This is a genomic window from Kitasatospora sp. NPDC001683 (genome assembly GCF_053596495.1).
The window spans coordinates 66,643-87,459 of record NZ_JBSFGK010000016.1; the positions used below are offsets into that span (position 1 = coordinate 66,643).

Annotated in this window: 11 protein-coding genes and 1 pseudogene; 9 read left to right on the forward strand and 3 right to left on the reverse strand. The window is 70.5% G+C overall.

Annotation, left to right across the window (positions count from 1 at the left end):
• Positions 1–317 precede the first annotated feature (317 nt).
• The 3 genes from ACWCYO_RS11615 to ACWCYO_RS11625 all read left to right on the forward strand — a co-directional run bounded on the left by ACWCYO_RS11615 (position 318) and on the right by ACWCYO_RS11625 (position 2,318).
• Positions 318–758 (forward strand): beta-ketoacyl synthase N-terminal-like domain-containing protein, encoded by a 441-nt coding sequence (locus tag ACWCYO_RS11615; RefSeq protein ID WP_449784136.1) that lies wholly within the window; start codon positions 318–320, stop codon positions 756–758.
• A 401-nt stretch (positions 759–1,159) separates the two neighbouring features.
• The gene (locus ACWCYO_RS11620) at positions 1,160–1,804 is read left to right on the forward strand and encodes an ATP-binding protein (RefSeq protein ID WP_449784107.1); all 645 of its coding nucleotides are present in this window, start codon (positions 1,160–1,162) and stop codon (positions 1,802–1,804) included.
• Positions 1,805–2,006: 202 nt separating this feature from the next.
• Entirely contained in the window at positions 2,007–2,318 is a 312-nt protein-coding gene (locus ACWCYO_RS11625) for a hypothetical protein (RefSeq protein WP_449784108.1), read from the forward strand.
• 425 nt (positions 2,319–2,743) lie between these two features.
• Here ACWCYO_RS11625 and ACWCYO_RS11630 read toward each other — a convergent pair whose 3' ends face one another.
• Positions 2,744–3,166 (reverse strand): hypothetical protein, encoded by a 423-nt coding sequence (locus tag ACWCYO_RS11630; protein WP_449784109.1) that lies wholly within the window; start codon positions 3,164–3,166, stop codon positions 2,744–2,746.
• Between the two features lie 371 nt (positions 3,167–3,537).
• Positions 3,538–5,019 (reverse strand): Mu transposase domain-containing protein, encoded by a 1,482-nt coding sequence (locus ACWCYO_RS11635; RefSeq protein WP_449784110.1) that lies wholly within the window; start codon positions 5,017–5,019, stop codon positions 3,538–3,540.
• A gap of 1,142 nt (positions 5,020–6,161) precedes the next feature.
• Between ACWCYO_RS11635 and ACWCYO_RS11640 the strand changes: the two genes are divergently transcribed.
• The 3 genes and pseudogenes from ACWCYO_RS11640 (at position 6,162) to ACWCYO_RS11650 (ending at position 11,169) form a co-directional block, all read left to right on the forward strand.
• Positions 6,162–6,905 (forward strand): IPT/TIG domain-containing protein, encoded by a 744-nt coding sequence (locus ACWCYO_RS11640; protein WP_270151769.1) that lies wholly within the window; start codon positions 6,162–6,164, stop codon positions 6,903–6,905.
• 2,518 nt (positions 6,906–9,423) lie between these two features.
• Positions 9,424–9,864 (forward strand): annotated as a pseudogene (locus ACWCYO_RS11645) (IPT/TIG domain-containing protein); the annotation flags it as partial.
• Positions 9,865–9,984: 120 nt separating this feature from the next.
• Positions 9,985–11,169: an IPT/TIG domain-containing protein gene (locus ACWCYO_RS11650; RefSeq protein ID WP_449784137.1), complete on the forward strand. Its 1,185-nt coding sequence runs from the start codon at positions 9,985–9,987 to the stop codon at positions 11,167–11,169.
• Between the two features lie 157 nt (positions 11,170–11,326).
• On the opposite strand, the gene ACWCYO_RS11655 is transcribed toward ACWCYO_RS11650, so the two are convergent.
• The gene (locus tag ACWCYO_RS11655; RefSeq protein WP_270151768.1) at positions 11,327–11,827 is read right to left on the reverse strand and encodes an IPT/TIG domain-containing protein; all 501 of its coding nucleotides are present in this window, start codon (positions 11,825–11,827) and stop codon (positions 11,327–11,329) included.
• A gap of 625 nt (positions 11,828–12,452) precedes the next feature.
• On the opposite strand from ACWCYO_RS11655, the gene ACWCYO_RS11660 reads away from it, so the two are divergent.
• The 3 genes from ACWCYO_RS11660 (at position 12,453) to ACWCYO_RS11670 (ending at position 20,767) form a co-directional block, all read left to right on the forward strand.
• Positions 12,453–12,671 carry a DUF5988 family protein gene (locus tag ACWCYO_RS11660; RefSeq protein WP_270151767.1) on the forward strand — a complete coding sequence of 73 codons (219 nt, stop codon included), beginning with the start codon at positions 12,453–12,455 and terminating at the stop codon, positions 12,669–12,671.
• Positions 12,672–12,894: 223 nt separating this feature from the next.
• On the forward strand, positions 12,895–14,181 hold the full coding sequence (locus ACWCYO_RS11665; RefSeq protein ID WP_449784138.1) for a beta-ketoacyl synthase N-terminal-like domain-containing protein: 1,287 nt from the start codon (positions 12,895–12,897) through the stop codon (positions 14,179–14,181).
• A gap of 79 nt (positions 14,182–14,260) precedes the next feature.
• Positions 14,261–20,767 (forward strand): SDR family NAD(P)-dependent oxidoreductase, encoded by a 6,507-nt coding sequence (locus ACWCYO_RS11670; RefSeq protein WP_449784111.1) that lies wholly within the window; start codon positions 14,261–14,263, stop codon positions 20,765–20,767.
• The last annotated feature ends 50 nt before the right edge of the window (positions 20,768–20,817 follow it).

Consider the following 20,817-nt stretch of genomic DNA (forward strand, 5'->3'; position numbering starts at 1 on the left):
ATCGACCGGGCAGGGGATTGCGGCTATTTCGGCTCGATGGGTAACTGGGTACATCCGAACCGGGTGGGTCACCCATCCTCTCCGGGGGATAAGCAGCCGCCGTGTCTGCCAGCGCTTCCGGCTTGTGCCTAATCGCTGGGGAGGCGTTGCCGTACCCCCGGTTGAGGAATTGGATACGCGGGCCGGTGCGATTCTCATCGCGCCGGCCCGTGGCAGCTCAAAGGCTCGTCTCCGCGAGAGCCGGCAGAAGCTCTCTCTCCGGGCGGGCATACGGGCGGGCGTAGGCCGCTGGCCGGATTCCGCCCTCGGCGGTCGCTCTGCATCCGGCCGGTCAGGCACTCGGCCAGCGCGAGCACGGCCCCGCGCCGGCCCCCGGGACCACACTGACGATCAGCGACCGGACGGCGAAATCGTTCTCGAGGACGCGCACGCTGTCCCCGACAGGCCGCCGCAGGACGTTCGACGCCGCCGCTGACGACGCCGTCCGCGGCGAAGACCGTGAAGTCGTCGTCCTGAGCACGGGCATCAAGGCGCACCTCGCGCTCGGACAGCCTCCAGCGGGGAAACGGCGCCGGATGCCGCCCAGCCGGCGCGGTTCCTCGAGGGCCACGGTGCTGCCCGCCTGCCCGTCGACGGTGCCTCCGCTCTCCGATCGCCTGCAGGCGGCCTGCCCGGCTTCTCCTCGTCGGCCGGACGCCTGGGCGGCGGTCGGCGGGCCGGACGCTTCCCGGCCGCAACGGCACAAGCGGAACGGCTGATTTCGGCCAGGCCGGTGCGGAATTCCATGAGCGAGTCGCCGCTGTCCTCGTACACCCGGAAGAAAACCTGCCCAAAAAGCTCCACCGAAGACCAGAATCAATGGCCCTGGCTGCTCGCCATTCGCTGCGACACTCGGACTTGAGTGAACGAAACGAGCCAAGTTCACTCCGCCAGATCTCCGGCGGTACGAACTCTTCTTACCGTCATACTAGGCGCTGCATTACATAAACACGCCCCCATTTTTTGAACGGATCACTCCCCTGCGGATAGTCTATTTCTGATTTACTTCCACCAGTCCGCGCCCACTCGGCCGGCTGCTCCGACCCCCGGTGGGAGAGCAGCCCTGGACGGACCGAGGAGCCTTCCCGGCGAAACGTGAGCCATCAGCCGTGGAGAACGCATGGACCGGCGTCGAGCGGACGGGGAGCCGCCCGCTCGCCGGAGGGAATGGTTCTCATGCACCGGGCGCGGCCTGAGACGCGAAGCCGCGAGCAGTCGTATCGGCAGCCGCTTTCGGCTCGTGAGCCGAGAAGCGAGCCCGCCGCTCACCGAGGAGGAGATTCCACTGACCACCGCAGAGATCAATGGACGGCCGACGGGAGCTCTCGCCGAGGATGTCCTGAGCCACTGGGTCAGGGGCCGTCCGCTGTCCTTCAGGCTGCCATCTCTCGGTCACGCGGTACCGGTCTCCCGGCGGCTGGCAGCGCTGTGGCTGGATGCCGAGGATGTTCGGGCCGACCATGCCCGGGACGCCGCCTTGCTGGTGATCTCCGAACTGGTCGCCAACGCCCTCAAGCACTCCAACAGCGCACACATCACCGGTTGGTTGCGCCGGACCGCGGACCGGCTCCTGCTGGAGGTCCGTGACCAGGGAAGGACCTCCGCGGTGCCGCGGCTGCACCGCGCCACGCCGGACGAGGAGCACGGCAGAGGCCTGGCGCTCGTCGCGGGCTACTCGCAGGAGTGGGGGATGCGGCTGAGCACGGACGGCAGCTGCTCGGTGTGGGCCGCCGTCCCGCTGTCCGGTCGGAGCGCCGCGTGCTGACCGTTCAGGGGCGGTCGCCGGCCACCCGCGGTTGCCGACGCCCGGCCGGCAAGGCGTGCTCCGGGGCTGGACACGGTGTTCCCGAACGCGACCCGCCACCGGTTCCGTCCGCCGGCGTGCGGGCGCCCCGATCCGACCAGGCCGGGCGGCGCGTCGAGCGTCGAGCCCCGATCTTCGACTGCGCACATCGTTAGGAGAATCCATGCCCAGCTCAAACACCGAGAGCCGTGAGGTCGTCAACGGCATCATCAACTCGGTGACCCAGCTCGACCGCGACGCCCTGCGTCGCCTCGATCCCGAAAAGCTCAGCGCGCAGTTCGACGCACGTCTGGAGCTCGAGGACTACTTCCACGCGCTTTGGGAGTATTTGAAGGCCTGCGGTGAGCGCCCCGCCACCCGCGGGGAGTACCAGCCGCTCGCCGCTATCCTCGATCTGCTCACGGGTTTGAGCGAGAACGTCATGTTCGTGGACTGCGTCATGCAGCGGGATCTGTTCGGCGAGCTCCAGCGGTGACAGGCTTGTCCGGAGCCAGGCGTAAGGGGCGTCGGCCGGCGGGTGCTGCCATCCGTGGCCGGTCGTGCGGCCCGGCTGCCTTCGGCGGGGTGTCGTCGTGCCTCTTCGGTCAGCCGGTCGTATGCCATGTGCTGCGCGTCTCGGCGATACGCGGCGTCGGCGAGTGCGCTGGTGACGGCGTCCGCCGGGGAGCGGGCCGATAGCCCACGCAGGACGCCGGCGCCTTGCCGGGCCACCTGGAGAACGCGCTCGGCGTACCCGGGGATGCGGTGGTCGACGCCGTCCCGCCGCGTCCGTGAACTGAACCTCCACCACCCCGGGGAAGGGCTCATCGTCCACTCGACGGACAGCTTCACGCCGCGGCCCAACCCCCGAGGCCCCACATCCGAGCAGGTCGACAACGAGCACCCGTGTGCCGCGGGACCTCACACCTCGGCATACGCGACAACCTCCAGCGCGTCCGTCAACTCGGCCGCCACGGCGTCCTCGCTGTTCAGCGCGGCGGCGGAGTCGCCGATCGCGTTGGACACCGCCGCATGGACGCCGTCGGTCGCCGCGGCGATGATGTCCGCGTGGACCTGGGCCGGCTGGCAGAAGCAGTCCAGCCTCGCTCCGGCCAGGATGACGAGGGTACGGAGGTTGTGGGTGCGAGCGTCGGCGGTGTCGCCGACGGAGTCGGCGTCGAGGGCCGCCGCGTTGCTGTCGAGCGCGGCCTTGAGATCGGCGGCACACGCCGGCACCTGGAGCCCGGGAGCTTCCGCGGCCTGTGCCGCGGGGGCGAGGGCGAGGGCGGCCCCGGATGCGACGGCGACGGCGACGACGCCGGCGGCAAGATGATGGCGGGTCATCCGAATCCCCTCCGAAAAGAAGAGTTCATGCCGACGGGACGCTGGCATGAACGGAACGTAATCCACCGCCAAGGGTGGGCGGCAGGGCGCGCAGACCGGCAGGGTGGTGCGGAGAATCGACGTTCCGGCAATCGAAGGCGAATCTAGTAGTCTTCATACAACTTTGCGCTACTCCATCCGGGTCACCGTAGGGAAGACCGGCGTCCGAGGCCTGGAAGGCGGGATGGGGAGTTCGGTTATTCCCGGCATTTCGATTGTCGCCGGTCCGTGAGATTGCCCGGCGCCGGACAGCCGCCGCCGACCCACACGCTGGACCCCGCGCTGGATGTGCTCATGTCCAACGCCGGGGCGTAGGTCGTCCGTCCTACGCGCTATGCCCCCTCAGACGGTTCTTGCCGGTTCCGTGATGTCCCGTCCAGGTGCCACGCCAGGTTGGTGTGGCTTCGCCGGTAGGGCGTCGGGGCATGCTGCCGATGCGCCGCGAGGTGGATCACGGCCTCGGAGCAAACGCGCTCGTCACCCTCGGTCGGCTCCTTCCGGATCCGATCGAGAACGCCCGTCCACCGCCAGGATCGGCCGGGCCGCCCCGGCGAACCGTCAGCCCGTTGGCCGGGCTCTAATCCGTCCTCCTGACGGGCGTCCTGTCGGAGCGCCTCGGCCGCCGCGAGCGCTTCGGGGGACGGCGGACTGTACATCCTGCTGTGGCAGGCCGGCCTCGGGACCGGTAGCGGGCGTTCGAGGCTGATCCCGTGCCGGTGGCCGATAACCGACAGGCTGGCACCGTCGGGCGCCAGTGCATGCTGAACGATCAGCCTTCCGCGAGGAGTCGCAATCGCCAGAAAGGGATCACCGAGCCTTCGACGCACTTCCACGGCGTGACCGTGCAGATGCCGTGGAACCGCGTAGAGGTTGCCCCGGTAGGACACCATGCTGTTGGCCGAGACCGCGCGAGCCACGCTGAGCTTGGCAGGGTACGGGTCATGGGGGAGGGCGAGCAGGACCGGCGCAGCGGGCGCGGTGTACCCGTCGTGGCCACCCCTCGCCGAGGTCCGGCGAGCGTCCATGAGCCCGGCCAGCCGGTCGAGGCTCTCCTGCGCCTCCAGCAGGCCAGTGTCCGCGCCGATGGTCTGCCACCACAGAACGAGCGCTTGCCCGATCGCCTCGTCGTCGGCGTCCCGGCGCGCCGGGCTGAGATCCGCGACGACACCGTAGTGCTTCGCGACCTTGCCCAGCGCCGTGGTCAGTTTGCCACCTCCCGGGCAGTGGATCGGCTGCGTCCGGTCGAAGCGCCAGCGCCAGCCGGTTCCGCCGAACTGGCGCAGGACCCGGTCGACGGAGTCGACCAGGTGGCCGAGATCGATCTGCTCCGTAAGCACTGCGCTCCAGCGCTGGGAGGGGGCCAAGCGTCCCACCAGGATGCAGGCATGAGTGCTACCCCAGTCCGCAGGGGGGTCGGAGAAGACGAACCAGCGAAAGTGCACTTCCTCCGCGTTGTCCTGCCGGCCGGGGCGGGTGCGAGGGGGACGCTGGCACAGCGGGCACCGGGGACGCAGCTGATGGGTCCGCAGAGCGCGGGTGAAGGTCGAGTAGCCGCCGTTGTAGCCGAGATCGACGAGTTCGGCGAACAGCGCCGATGCCTGGAAGTGGGCATCGTCCTGCAGCCGCTGGCGACAGTAGGGGATGAACCGCTCGAACTCGTCTCTGCCGGAGCAGCGGACTCCGACTGTGCGCTTCCCGCTCAGATAGGAGCTGACGGTCTTGCGGTCGCGGCCAAGGAGACGGGCGATTGCGGCGATGGACAATCCGCGGGATCGCAGGGCGCAGATGTTGATGTATTCCTCTCCGGTCAGCATTCCACTCCTACCAGGCTCCGATATGGGTTGCGGCTCCCTCATGGGACCCATGGGAAGCCAGGAAATATACACGAAGCCAGCGAGCGGGAGAAGAAAGGTTTCTGCAAGACATCGCCGATTGCTGTGCAATTTGAGTGAGCGAACAGCACTGCCATCAATTGGCAAAGGCCCCATGCATGCCGCGTCAAGTCGCACACGGAGATCGGCCAAAGACTGGCCGGATCTCCACCGCTGAGCGCTTGAAAATGTTCGCAAGCGCGCAATGGAGGCCAACTGGCATAGACCTCTGTGGGGTGCGAGGTGCTCGCGGTTCTCCCTGGAATTTCAGGCCGACATGGGTCCGACAGCCGTCACGCGACCGCGTCCATCCCGCCGGGCGCGCGCGGGGACGGCCCCCGGACGGTTGTCCTACCGGCGACCGCCGCTCGGCGAAGTGGCCGTTGGCATATGCCGGTGTACACGCTCACCCGCGCGCCCCCCGTCCGCTCCCATGCCCGACGCCGACCCGGGCGGACGTCAGCAACGGTTGACGCCTCGCAGGTTTCCGCGCCGCGCACCAGAAGCACGCGCAGGCTCCTGGCGCTCGGCGTCGGGCAGTTCCCGTGCCGACGCGGCTCTGACCCACCGTCACCACCGGCGCCGTGCAGATCGGCGCAACCCGCCGGGAGGGCGCCCTGGTCCTACCGGCGAGGAGTGAGAGCGATCGCCGGAGGCGGGCCACACGCCCCAGTCGTACGCGCCGCCAATCGGGTGATGTGATGTCAAGCGCCTTGCCTGCTTGTCATCTCAATGGGTTACTAGGAGCGTCCAATCCGGTGGGTCGCCCATCCTCTCCGGGGGAGTGGGGCGTCGGCCTGCCGTATGGCCGGTCACTACCGGTGGCGCCGTGGGCTCTCCTGGCAGGGGCGTGAACGATCCGCCCGCCACCGCAACCGGCGACAGTCGTCCAGGACCGTCTCGCCCTCACGCCCGGAATGCGGCCCGGCCACACCCGTGGACCGGCCCGCCGGCGCCCGGCTCACCGCCTCGGCCGTCCCTTCGCCCTCGCCGGGGCCTGGTCCGACCCGCACCGTGCGTGGCCTGTGACCCTTCCTGAGCACGCACGGTGCGCGGTTCACCTCACCTCGTTCAAGGAGGCAGTCGTGCCCATCTCCCCCAACCAGGGATCGACCAGCGGCGGACAGAGCGTCGTCATCACCGGCACCAACCTCGGTGGGGCCACGGCCGTGCACTTCGGCTCCAAGCTGGCCACCATCACCGCCAACACGGCCACCTCGGTCACCGTCATCTCCCCCTCCGGCAGCGGGGTGGTCCAGGTGACCGTGACCACCCCGGGCGGCACCAGCAACCCGTTGAACTTCTACTACGTCGGCGCGCCGTTCAAGGCCTCGCTCAGCGACAGCTCCGGGCCGCTGGCGGGCGGCAACGTCATCACCATCACCGGTACGGGGCTGTCGACCGCCACCGCGGTGAACTTCGGGGCCAACACCGCCACGCCGACCGTCGTCAGCGACGGTGTGATCACCGTCGTCGTGCCCGCGGGCGCGGCGGTCGGATCCGTCGGGGTGAGCGTGACCACCGCGGGCGGAACCAACAACGGCTTCACCTACACCTACGTGGACGTGCCCACCGTGACCGCTTTCGTCCCCGGCTCGGGTCCGACCTCCGGCGGTACCCCGGTGACCATCACCGGCACCTCCCTGAGCACCACCCAATCGGTCACCTTCGGTGGCGCGGCGGCCCCGTTCGTCGTCGTCAGCGACACCACCGTCACCGCCGTCACGCCGCCCGGTGCTGCCGGGCCGGCCAACCTCGTGGTCACCAACACGGCCGGCAGCGCGACCGCCGCGACCCCGTTCCAGTACCTCGCGGGCCCGGGGATCTGAGCCAAGCAGTCAGGCGCTGACGCCTGAACCGCGTGGCCGACGAGGCCGTCTGCCCGGGCGGGACCGTCATGGGTCTCGCCCGGGCAGATCCCGTCTCACCGCACCCGGTGCCCGATTCCTCGGCCGGTTCCGGAAGAACGGGGTGGCCGCCTGATCGCGCGACACGAGCGGTGCGCTCGCAGAGCGTGGCCGTCGTCGCATCATGGAAGCGATCCGGCACGTCGACCGCACCGGCGTCCCCGGCACCACCTTCCGCACGACTTCGCTCCATGGGAGACCGTCCACCGACGCTTCCCCACCTGGCCGAAGGACGGAGACGTTCGCCCGAGTTCGACGGCCCTCCGAGACACTTGGCGCGAGAACGGGCGTGATTCCGAGCCGGGCACCCGCGCGCTGGATTCCCGGAGCATCAAGACGATCCGTGCCGTGCCGGCGACAAAGGCCGGGGGCGGGGGACGGAGAGCCGGGCGACCGCCTCGCGTCGGCCTGCGGAGCGTCCAACGGTACGGCCGATCCGAGCACCGCTCCCGGACGGTTCGGGCGGAGCGGCGGACCCGCCGCCGAGAACACCCACGTGCGGCGGATCGTCACGACCTGGATCGACGCACGCAAGGCCGCCGGCTTCGGCCCGCACCGCCGGGCGACAGGGCTGCGGGACTTCACTGCGGCAGCGACCACCGTTGGGTGCGGCGGGGCCGGTCGGTGAACCGGCTTATGGCGGTGGCGACTTGGATGGGAACCGAGGGGCCGTCCCGGGTCGGCGTGCGGAGACTGCGGCGAGAACCGGGTACAGCCGCGTCAACGGCCCGGAGACCGCGTTCGCCGCGGTCGCACGCGCGGGTCGGCGACTCGGCCGGTACCGGGCTGCCGAGGACTCTGCCACGGCTGTGAGACTGATCGACCCCGGCCTGACCGTGCACCGGTGCGCGAACCGCCCAGGCCACGGATCGCCGTCCGCCACGTGGGGCGCGACTCCAGGACCTCACCTCCACGAGAGCCGAGACGGCGTCCACTCGGGTCGGAGCGTCGACCGTGCCCAGCCGCCGGATCCCGGCCGGACGCTTCGCGCGGTGCGTCCCGGCCGGCATGAGCAATTCCGAACAGCAGAAGGTGGGGAATTCGTGCATCCGCGGTCGCTCCGTCTCTTGGGCCGCAGGCAGGGAAGTCGCGATCTTCCCGGATGGGGAATAAACATGCAAATCTCGCACGGACAGGCCTGTTTTCGCTGATCAGCGTCCGTTGTGCACGCTGCAACATAGGCCATTTCCCGTATTGCGGGAGGTGGCCGGACGTTGAGCCAAGCGGGTGAAAGCAGGTCGGAAGGCTTGTCACCGATTTCACGGCTCTGGATTACTTTTCTGTATCCAACCGGCGGGCCGCCCATCCCTCCCCGGGGGAACGTGCAGCCGGCGCCCGCTGTGCTTCAGGCGGCGGTGACGTGCGGCTCGCGATGGGCACCCCCGTGGAGGACCTGGATCCATCTGCCGGCACCGTCTCAGCGGTTGCCGGCAGATGCGGCGGCTTACATACGCCAGGAGGCGTCATGCAAGCAATCCGAAGGTTCCGAAGTCTGCTGGCCCGTACGGGGACCGGATGGTCCGCCGGCTACTCTCCCTCGTCCCATCGAATGAGGATTTCAGCAGCGTGGTGCTGGGGGCTTCTGCTCGGATGGCACGTACCCACGGTGTTGGCAGGCAGTCAGGCCGGACACGAACCGTTGACGACGGAACGTGTGCCCGTAGCCGCCTACGACCACGTTTGTGAGCGGGACTCCGGCAGGATGCGCTCGGCGGAGTCGGTCCGTGGAAAACACAGGCGCCGAGGTCGGATCGGCCGAGGACGGCGTTTCGGCCGCGCGGACGAGCGTCCCGACGACAGCGACCCGGGCGAACGGCGGTGATCGCCTTCACGGGGACGAACGGGTCCTTTCGTGTCGGCCCGCGTTGCTCAACCGCACGACCGGACCAGATGTCATGGCGTCAGACCACGCCGTACCTCGACTGCCCACGAGCCGGATAACGAGATCGCCGGTCGGTCGGGCGTAGTCGTGCCGGCCACCTGGGCCCGACCTCGGGGTTCGTCGGTGAGGGTTCCCCAGAACGAATCCGGCGACCTCTCAGCCGACTCTGACCCAAGCTGCGCCCGCGCCGCTCGCGGACGCCGGGCCGATGGTCGTCACCGGACCCGGGATCGCCGATGCCCAGGACATTCACCACTGGTGGGCCCCCAGGCGAGCGCACTCATCCGCGTCTCGCCGCCCGGGCTCTGATGGCCGGCTGCCCGCGCTCGCACTCGACACGGCGGTCGGGAGTCGGCACAAGCCCCGGTTCGGGCGGGGCCGTCGCGCCGCCCGGCGGCTCACCAGCCCTGACGAGCCCCGGTCGATGATCCCTCCGTCGACCGGGGCTCCCCGCCTTGGCGCCCGTCGCGTCACCGGGCAAGTGGCCGACGCTTCAGGCGTCTTGCGCACGCACGACATTCGTCAACTCGGTGACCGTACAGCCCATGGGAGTAAGTCATGATAGATCACAATCACAACATTCCGGTGCTCGCTTCGGTCAGTCCGGCGTCGGGGGCGGCGGGGTCGGTGGTGACGCTGACGGGCTGCGGGTTCACGGGGGCGACGGCGGTGCGGTTCGGTGATGTCGCCGCCTCGTCGTTCACGGTGGTGTCCGACACGCAGATCACCGCGACGGTGCCGGCGGGCTCGGGCACGGTGCAGGTGACCGTGGTGGCGTGGCGGTGGGCGACCAGCAACGGTGTCGCGTTCACGTACGCGGTCGCCGTTCCGGTGCTCGCTTCGGTCAGTCCGGCGTCGGGGGCGGCGGGGTCGGTGGTGACGCTGACGGGTAGCGGGTTCACGGGGGCGACGGCGGTGCGGTTCGGTGCCGTCGCGGCCTCGTCGTTCACGGTGGTGTCTGACACGCAGATCACGGCGACGGTGCCGGCGGGCTCGGGCACGGTGCAGGTGACGGTGACCACCCCCGGCGGCACCAGCAACGGTGTCGCGTTCACGTACGCGGTCGCCGCTCCGGTGCTCGTCTTGGTCACTCCGGCGTCGGGGGCGGCGGGGTCGGTGGTGACGCTGACGGGTAGCGGGTTCACGGGGGCGACGGCGGTGCGGTTCGGTGCCGTCGCGGCCTCGTCGTTCACGGTGGTGTCTGACACGCAGATCACGGCGACGGTGCCGGCGGGCTCGGGCACGGTGCAGGTGACGGTGACCACCCCCGGCGGCACCAGCAACGGTGTCGCGTTCGCGTACGTTCCCGTCCCCCAACTGGTGAGTGTGGTCCCCCCGGCGGGGCCGACCTCCGGTGGGACCACGGTCACGCTGACGGGCAGCGGGCTGAGCGGCGCCACCGCGGTCACCTTCGGATCCGCGCCGGCCGCCTTCACCGTCGTCTCGGACAGCTCCCTGGTCGCCACGGCGCCGGCGGGCTCGGGCACGGTGCAGGTGACGGTGACCACCCCCGGCGGCACCAGCAACAGCCTCGCCTACACCTACACCGCCCCACCGGTGGTGACCACGATCGTCCCGACCCAGGGTCCGGCGTCCGGTGGCAATACGGTCACGCTGACGGGCAGCGGGTTCACGGGGGCGACGGCGGTGCGGTTCGGTGCCGTCGCGGCCTCGTCGTTCACGGTGGTGTCGGCGACGCAGATCACCGCGACGGTACCGGCCGGAGGGCCCGGGGCGTCCGGCGTCACCGTCACCACGGCCGGTGGCACCAGCCTCCCCGTGACCTACTACTACCTGAGCAACCCCCAGCTCACCGCTGTGGTCCCCGCCGAAGGGCCTGTTCTCGGCGGAACCACCGTCACCGTCACAGGAAGCAATCTGCTGGGGGCGACGGCGGTGCGGTTCGGTGCCGTCGCGGCCTCGTCGTTCACGGTGGTGTCGGCGACGCAGATCACCGCGACGGTACCGGCGGGCTCGGGCACGGTGCAGGTGACGGTGACCACCCCCGGCGGCACCAGCAACGGTGTCGCGTTCACGTACGTTCCCGTCCCCCAACTGGTGAGTGTGGTCCCCCCGGCGGGGCCGACCTCCGGTGGGACCACGGTCACGCTGACGGGCAGCGGGCTGAGCGGCGCCACCGCGGTCACCTTCGGATCCGCGCCGGCCGCCTTCACCGTCGTCTCGGACAGCTCCCTGGTCGCCACGACGCCGACGGGCTCGGGCACGGTGCAGGTGACGGTGACCACCCCCGGCGGCACCAGCAACAGCCTCGCCTACACCTACACCGCCCCACCGGCGATCTAGGGTCACCACCACTTCCGAGAGCGGCGCGGGCATCGGAATCCCGTCTCCGACCGAGCGCCTGACAAACGGTGAGCTCCGACAGCGCGGCTGCTGTCGGAGCTCACCGTTCTCATCCCGCCGGATCACGTCACGCACGGACCAGCGGTCGGCCGCCGTCCTACAGGTAGGTGTAGGAGGCGCCGTTGCTGGTGCCGGCGGGCGTGGTCACCGTGACGGGGACGGTTCCGGTTCCGGGCGGGGAGACGGCCAGGATGGCGCCGTCGCCCAGCACGGTGAAGTTCGCGGCGGGGGTGGCGCCGAACAGGACCGACGTCGCCCCGGACAGGCCGTGACCCACGATGAGGACGGGCAGGCCACCCGTGGCCAGGCCGATCGGCGGCACGAGCGCGAGGATGGTCGGCGGGGCCGGCGCCTGGTAGGTGTAGCTGAGGTTGTTGCTGGTGCCGGACGGCGTGACCACCGTGACCGGGACCGTCCCGGTCCCGGGCGGGGCGACGGCCGTGATGGCCCCGTCGAACTGGACGGTGAAGCTGAGCGCGGGGGTGGCGCCGAACAGGACCGCCGTCGCGCCGGTCAGTCCGGCGCCGACCAGGAGCACGGGGTTACCCCCGGTCGTCGGACCCTGCGAGGGGACGAGCGCGAGGAGAATCGGGGACATGGGATTCCTCTTTTCCGATTTCCGAACGCCAGACAAGGCCATTGTGGCCAAGTCGACGAGGCGTTTCCCTCACGGTAGGTTCGGCCGCCATCGGGTGGCAATAGGAAATTCTATAAAGGCGGGAGCAAAGCCAACATCGGGGGCGCACAGTCTCTTCGACGCCTCACCGAAGGGGGCAGGTCACGACAAAAGACTTGCCGCTGGGCATTTTAGGTGAGCGCGAGCGAGTACCTCCCCGGACGACCGGTCGAAGAGTTCTCGAAGATCCGGGCAGGAATCATGGTGAGAACGCCTGGAAACTGGGGAGAAAACATGCGAAAGTCGGCCCAGTCGACCCTCTGACCTGCAGCTATGCAAACGGCATGACGCAGCCCGGAGAGCATGGCGAATTCTTCGTATTTATTCTTGCCGGCGATTCCAGGCCGGGCTTTATTCAGATAACATCACGGCTTCTGTGGCACTCCTGCGATCTGCAGACTGCGATGCGAGTGCGCCCCTGGCACACTTCATGCGCTGTTGAGCCTCCTGGGTTAACCCGCCTTCTCCGCGGGTATTCAGACTGTGCGCCGTCAATCGGATGCTTGATCCCCATAGAAGAATTCTTTGGCGGGTTTGAATGGGTGAGGTGAGTTTTACGACCCACTGTCTGCTCGTCTTCCTCAAGGGCGGCCCGAGTGACATTCCTGAGATCCAGGAAGTGAAATCCGGAAGCACTGTGGATCGGTTGACGATTCCTCGCGGAAACGGCTATGAGCACTTCGAGATCACGCAGGACTTCAAAGACGTCGGCGGCGTACTGATGCCCGTCTACCGGTGGTCGTACCGGACCGCCATCGCCGAGTAGCGCCCGTCACCGTCTCCCCGGCTTCCGACGCCGGTGCCGGGCCCGGGAGCCGCACACCAACGCGGCGCCGTCCCACACCCCATCCCCACACCCCGAGGTGAGCAATGATCAGCGACCTTCCCGCACCGGTACGGAAAGAGCGTCCGCCCCGCACTCCCGGGTGCGCGTCGTGAGCGGGCCCTCCGGGGCGCGCCCACGAGGCACACCCGGCGAGCGGGACACCATGGTCACCGGCATGGGGTTCTGCCTGCCGGGCGAGGAGCAGCCGCTGTTCACCGCGGACGAAGTCTGGAACGTGGCCGCCAACGGCCGCTCGTGCCTGAAGCACCACGGCGTCTACTACGGCTCCGTCGATCTGCCGGACACAGCCTTCGCGGAGCGCCTGCCGGACCTGCCCGGCATCTTCTCCCAGCACTACACCAACGCGCACCGCTATGGGCTGCTGTCCCTCGTGGAAGCCTGCGCGGACGCCCAACTGAGCATCCGAGACGGTGACCTCACCGACGCCGCCGTCCTGGTCGGGCGCGGTGGCATCGACGCCAACGTCTCCAGCTACCTCGAAGTCCTGCACGCCGACGCGCGCACCACCACCCCGCACCAGGCGATGGAGCTGTTCGTCAGGGCTCAACAGGGACTCACCCCTTCTGACGTGGCACTGGTCCAAGGGGCGCTGATGCGCACGACCGGCCCCTGCTTCACCGTCTCGTGCGGCTGTGCGTCCTCCGCCGTCCAGATCGGCAATGCCCGCCGCATGATCGCGGACGGTGACATCGACCTCGCCGTCGTCACCGGCGTCGACGTGTTCGGTGTGGATGTGATCCAGAACGTCCAGCGTCTGCTGCACGGTGCCCAACGTGCCTACGATTCCATCCGCGTCGACGGCATGCCCGAACTCCTCCCGGCCTTCGACCGGGTCATGAGGCCCTACGACCGGCGGGCCGACTGCGTGAACCACGGGGAGGGATCGGTGACCCTGGTGCTGGAAAGCCGTGACCGCGCCCAGCGACGGGGGGCCTACACCTACGGCCAGGTCCTGTCGCACGGTATGACCCGCGACGGCCTGTCCAATCCGCTCGCGAGCGACGAGAACGGCGCGTCACTGGTCGCCGCCATCCGCAAGTGCCTCGGCGACCGGTGGGAGATCGAGCAGATCCCCTACATCCACGGCGGGAGCGACGGCGACGTCGTCGTGACCGCGTTCGAGGCGAACGCGGCCAGGACGCTTTACGGCGACGCTGTCGAAGACCTCCTGATGACCTCCCAGGAAGCCTGCTTCGGCCACAACGGTGCCCCGGCGGGAGCTCTGGGCGTCGCCCTGACCCTCCTGATGCTGGAGCAGGGAGAGGTGTGCCCCACCGCGAACTGCGAGGAGCCGGCCGACAACATCTGCTTCGATCCCGTCCCCGGCGTCCACACCCGGCACCTGGAGTTCGACTACGCACTGACCTGCAACTACCAGATCGGTGGCGTCAAAAGCGCGATCCTGCTGGGCAGTTCGGACGTCGACTGACCCCTGGCCTCCGGCGGCCGCGTCCCCGGACGGCGAGCGCTCCCCACCCCGTTCGCGCAAGCGCGTAGGAGACCATGTGATGGGCCACGCAGAGAACCCGAGAGCCGCTGACACGCACATCGCCGTCGTCGGCACGGCATGCCGACTCCCCCGCGACATCGACTCGCCCGCCGCACTGTGGCGGCTGCTCGAAGCCGGCCAGGACGCGGTCGGCGAGCCGCCGATAAGCCGCGCGGGGCACGTGGCCGCCGCCCCGGCCCACGCCGCCGGGCCGATGCCGCTGTGGGGGGGCTACCTTCGCGACGTCGCCGGTTTCGACGCCGACTTCTTCGGGGTCTCGGGCAAGGAGGCCGACGTTCTGGACCCCCAGCACCGGCTGCTCCTGGAAGTGACGTGGGAGGCGCTCGAACACGCCGGACTCCCCCCGGAGCGACTGGCGGGAACCTCGACGGGACTGTTCGCGGGCCTGAGCTACACCGACTACATGGAGGCCCTCTCCGGCCAGCCCCGTGAACTCGAGGGCGCGATCCTGACCAACGGGCACTGCGTCGCCCCGGGGCGCATCTCCTACCTGCTGGGCCTACAGGGCCCTTGCGTGGCACTGGACACCGCGTGCTCGTCCTCGCTCGTGGCGGTCCACCTGGCCTGTCAAGCCCTGCGGAACGACGAGTGCGATCTCGCGCTGGCCGGCGGCGTCACCCTCATGCTCGGCGCCAGGACGACGATGTCCTTCGCCCGCATGGGGATGCTCTCGCCCACCGGTCGCTGCCGGACCTTCGACGCGGCCGCGGACGGCTTCGTCCGCGGCGAAGGCTGCGGCGTCGTCGTCCTCAAACGCCTTGAAGACGCGCTACGGGACGACGACCGCATCCTGGCCCTGGTCCGCGGCTCGGCCGTCAACCAGGACGGCCGCTCCGACGTCCTGGCCTCGCCCTCCGCCGAGGCCCAGCAGGCCCTCTACCACCAGGCCCTCGCCCGATCCGGAACCGACCCGCGCGACGTGGGGCTGGTGGAAACGCACGGCACCGGCACACCCGTCGGCGACCCCGTCGAGTTCTCCAGCCTGGCCGCGGTCTACGGCGTGGGGCAGGGGCGCTGCGCGCTGGGTTCGGTGAAGACGAACGTGGGCCACCTGGAACCGGCGGCCGGTGTCATCGGCCTGATCAAGGCAGTGCTCTGCCTCCAGCGCGGGCTCGTCCCGCCCAACCTGCACTTCACCCGATGGAACCCGGCCATCAGCGCCGAAGGCACCCGCCTGTTCGTCCCCACCAGCCTGTCCGCCTGGCCCACCCGGACGGCCTCGCGATTGGCGGCGGTGTCCTCCTTCGGCTTCTCCGGGACCAACGCCCACGTGATCCTCGAACAGGCCCCCGCCCGCCGCCGCACCGTCATCCTCCCCGGCGATCCCACCGCCGGCGCTCCCACACACGTGGCCGCCGTCCCCACCGACGCCCCGCCATCGCGGGCGCAGGCCACCCCGCCCCACGTGTTCCTGCTGGCCGCCGGCTCCCCGGACGCACTGCCCACCGCCGCCGCGCGCCTGGCCCGCTGGCTGGAGACCGAGGGAGCCGCCACCCCCCTGCACGACATCGCCCACACCCTCGCGCTGCGCCGCTCCCCCGGGCGCGGGCGGCTCGGCGTGGTGGCCGGCTCCCACCGTGACCTGACGCACGCCCTGCGTTCCTTCGAAGCCGGTCGAGCCCACCCCGGCGTCGTACGCGGCCACGTGGGCGCGGGCGTCAGCCGCCGTCCCGTCTGGGTGTTCTCCGGTCAGGGCTCGCAGTGGCAGGGCATGGGGCACGGCCTGCTCCACCACGAGCCGGCCTTCGCCGAGACCCTGGCCGAAGCCGATGCGCTGATCACCGCCGAAACCGGGTTCTCCGTTCTGCGAGCCGTCCGCGACCGCGAAGACATCAGCGGCTGCGGCCACGTGCAACCCGCGTTGTTCGCCCTGCAGGTCGCCCTGGCCGCCGCCTGGCGCGATCACGGGACCGAGCCGGCCGCGGTCATCGGCCATTCCATGGGTGAAGTCGCGGCCGCCGTCACCGCCGGAGCACTCACCCTGGCCGACGGCGTCCGCGTCATCTGCCGACGATCCGCTCTCCTCACCCGGATCGCCGGAGCCGGCGCCATGGTGAGCGTCGGCCTCGACAGCGCGACCGTCGAGAACGACCTCGCCGCCATCGGCGACGACACGGTGTCCGTGGCCGTCGTCGCCGCGCCCGACTCGACCGTCGTCGCCGGCACCGTGGCCGCCATCCGGCACCTGACCACCACCTGGCAGGCCCGCGGAGTCGTGGCACGCATGATCGACGTCGACGTCGCCTCGCACTGCCCCCAGGTCGACCCGCTGCTCGCGGACCTCGCCGCCGCGCTCGCCGGGCTCACCCCCAGCCGACCGACCATCCCCTTCTACACCACCGTCCTGGACGACCCCCGCGACACCCCGATCTTCGACGCCGCCTACTGGTGCGCCAACCTGCGCCGCCCCGTACGCTTCAGCGCCGCGGTGGCCGCAGCCGCCGCCGACCGCCACCAGGTGTACCTCGAGATCTCGCCCCACGCCGTCGTCACCCGCCCCCTCTCCCAGAGCCTGACGGGCCTGGTGCACGAACCCGTGATCCTGCCGACACTGCGCAAGGGGGAAGACGACCGCACCACCTTCCGCACACAGCTCGCCGCCCTGCACTGCGCGGGAGTCGGCGTCGACTGGTCCCGCCTCTACGCCGGCGGCCGCCTGACCGACGTGCCCGCGCTGACCTTCAACCGTCGGCCCCACTGGACCGACGTCACCCCACCCCGGGCGGCCTCCCGGCACACCGAAGGCGCGCCCGCCGCCCTGCCCGGCACACACACGGAGGTGCCCGGCGACCAACCCCGCCACACCTGGCACGCCGACACCGGCACCGACGTCCTGCCCTGGATGACCGACCACCGGGTCCACGGCCAACCCGTCCTGCCCGGCGCCGCCTATTGCGCCCTGGCCCTGACCGCGGCCGGCGAGGTCTTCCACGGCGCCGCGCACGACGTCGAAGCGACCGACATCCACTTTCGCGAGCTGATGCACCTCGACGCCCACACGCCCATCGGCACGACCGTCACCCTGACCGGCGCCGACCGCGCCGACTGCGAAGTCTTCGGTCAGGACGGGAACGGAACCTGGGTACGGCAGGCCTCCGCGGTTCTGCGTCGCATCGACGCCCCCCGGGCGTCGGCGTCCTCCGTGGCCGCGCTGACCGCCGACCATCCCGTCGTCCTGGATCCGCGCGCCCTGTACGAGAGTCTGCGCGCACGAGGCCTGGAGCACGGTCCGGCCTTCAGCGGCATCACCGAGCTGAGCGCTTCCGCCCAGGGCGACGGCTTCTGGGCCCGCGTGACGCTGCCGGAGTCGGCACGCACCGCCCGCCACGGCCTACGGATCCACCCGGTGCTCCTGGACCTGTGCGCCCAGCTCGTCGTCGCCGGCCTGATCCGCGAACCGGGCCACGGCCTGGTGCTGCCCGTCCATGTGCGCGCCATGCGAATACTCGCAGCCCCCGAGGACGCCCGCTACGCGCACGCCCGGCTCACCCATTGCGCCGCGGACAGCATCATCGGAGACGTGCGGCTGCTGGACGAGGCGGGTAACCCCCTCGTCGAGATCGACGCGCTGCGCTTCATACGCCACGGCTCGCGGGCCGACGAAACCGTCGACCGGTGGTTCCTCGAAACCCGCTGGCAGCCCGTGCCGCGCCGGGAGGACCCCGAACCGGCCGGCCCGGGACCCTGGCTCGTCATCGGCGAGGCGGACGGATCCGCCCGGGCACTGGCGGACGCCCTCGAGCGCGCCGGAGCGCGCACCGAAGTCCTCGACGCTCCCGTCGACAGCGCCACCCTCCAGCCGCTCAAGCAGACCATCGCCCGGCACTGGGACTCCTCACCCGCGCCGTGCACCGTGGTCCTCCTGTCCGCGCCGTCCGCGCCCGAGGACGACGCCGCCGCGATCGCGCTGCACCGTACCCGCCGCCTGCTCGCCGCCGCTCAGAGCGCGATCGCGCGCAGCGCGCCCACACGCCTGTTCGCCGTCACCCGGTCCGCCCACGATGCGGAGCCTGGGCAGCCCTGCGACCCCGCCCAGAGCGCCCTGCGCGGACTCGTGCGCGTCCTGACACACGAACACCCGGAGCTGCGAGCGACCCTCGTCGACGCCGACCCCGCCGACGTCGACCTGCACCGGCTCGCGGCCGAACTCCTCACCGACCCCCCCGAGGACGAGATCGCCCTACGCGGTGACACCCGCCACATCGCCCGGCTGGCCTACACCCCCCTGTCCGAAACCGAACGCGCCACCGCCGTCACCCGAACCGTGCACTACGGCACCGACCGGTTCCAGCTCCACGCAGGGCGGCTCGGCGACCTCGACGCCCTGCGCCTGACCACCACCGCACGACGTGCTCCCGGCCCCGGTGAGGTCGAACTGCGCCTCCACGCCGCAGGCGTGAACTTCCGCGACGTGCTCACCGCCATGGGCATGCTGGCGACCGACGACGAAGCCGGCTACCGGATCGGCTTCGAAGCCGCCGGTGTGATCACCGCCGTCGGACCGGGCGTCAGGCACCTGCGCGCCGGCGACGAAGTCCTCGCCGTCGACGTGCGAGGCGGTCTCTTCACCACTTTCACCACCGTGCCCGCCGCCGCCGTCGCCCCCGTCCCGGCGGGCCTGACCGCCGAGACGGCCGCCGGGCTGCCCATCGCCTACCTCACCGCCTGGTACGCGCTGCGCCACGTCGCCAGGCTCACCAGCGGCGAGCGTGTCCTGATCCACAGCGCCACCGGCGGGACGGGACTGGCCGCGATCGCGGTCGCGCGGCGCCTGGGCGCTGAGGTGCTCGCCACCGCCGGCAGCGAGGACAAGCGCCGATACCTGCGCGCGATGGGCGTCCGGCACGTCATGGACTCCCGCTCACTGGACTTCGCCGAGCAGACCCGCGCCGCCACCGCCGGAGAGGGCGTCGACGTGGTCCTCAACTCCCTCTCCGGACCTGCCATCAGGGCCGGACTCGAAACGCTGCGCCCCTTCGGCAGGTTCGTCGAGCTGGGGGTGCGCGACATCCTCGCCGACACCCCGCTGGGTCTCGCACCGCTACGGCACAACATCACCATGAGCACGGTCGACCTCGTCGAGCTCCAGAACGCCCGCGCGGACACCTTCGCCGAGCTGCTGGGCGAGGTCCTGGCCGAATTCGACCGAGGCGGCCTGGCCCCGTTGCCGTGCGGGACCTACCCGCTCGCGCAGGCCGCCGACGCCTTTCGCCTCATGGCCGGTGCCGGGCACATCGGCAAACTGGTCCTGACCGTACCCGGCGAAGGCCACACCACCGCCGTACTGCGCGACCCGCCCTCGCCGGTGCGAGCGGACGGCGCCTACCTCATCACCGGAGGCCTGCGCGGCGTCGGCCTCGCCACGGCCCAATGGCTGGCAGGCCAGGGCGCCGCCCACCTCGTACTCAACGGACGCACACCGCCCTCGGCCGACACCGAACGGGTCCTCGCCGGACTGCTCGAACAGGGGACCCGCATCAGCGTCGTGCTCGGCGACATCGCGCAGCCCGGCATCGCCGAGCGACTGGTGGCCGAAGCCACCGCCGACGGCGGGACACTGCGCGGTGTCATCCACGCCGCGATGGTCCTCGACGACGCCGCGGTGTCCAACATCACCGACGACCAGCTGGAACGCGTCTGGCGTCCCAAAGTCACCGGCGCCTGGCGTCTCCACCAGGCCACCACCGGACTGCCACTCGACTGGTTCGTTCTCTATTCCTCCATGGCCTCCCTGCTCGGCAACCCGGGCCAGGGCGCCTACTCGGCCGCCAACGCATGGCTCGACGCGTTCGCCACCTGGCGCACCGCCCTGGACCTGCCCACGTTGGCCGTGAACTGGGGCCCCTGGGGCGAGACCGGGGTCGCCACCGACTTCGCGACCCGCGGCTACCAGACCATTCCCACCGCCGACGGACTCGAGGCCCTCGCGGAACTCCTGACCCACGGCCGCGTACGCACCGGCGTCATCCCCGGCCCGCCGGACACCTGGATCCCCCCGGCCGGCCGAACGTCATCGCTGTTCGCCCTCCTCACGCCCGAGGCGCCCGACACCTCCGCGCAGACGGTCGGCCAGGACGCGGCGCGCGACATCCGACGCGAGCTGCGGGCTGCGGAGCCCGGCCTCGCCCGCCGCACGCTCCTCGAGGACTACCTGGCCGAACACATCCGCACCGTCCTCCGGCTGGGGGCCAGCACCCTGGATCCGCAGACCCCGCTGAATGCGCTCGGGTTCGACTCCCTGCTCCGCATCGAACTGCGAACCCGACTGGAAGCCTCGCTCGACGTCAGGCTCGCCGGCGACTTCGTCGCGGGCCACCCCACTCTGGCGGCTCTCGCCGACGGCCTCGCACAGCACATCGGCATCGGCCTGACCACCGACGCAGCACCGGATTCCCCCGGCGACGCCGTGCCCCGAGCCGTGGAGCTCACCGCTCCCCGCTCGCCGCGGTCGGACCGGCCGCAGGACTCCACAGCCGACACCGGACCGCTGAGGAAGAACTCTTGAGCTCAGTCCGGGCCGTCGGCGCGCCAAGCCACTGCCTGACCGCGAAGCAC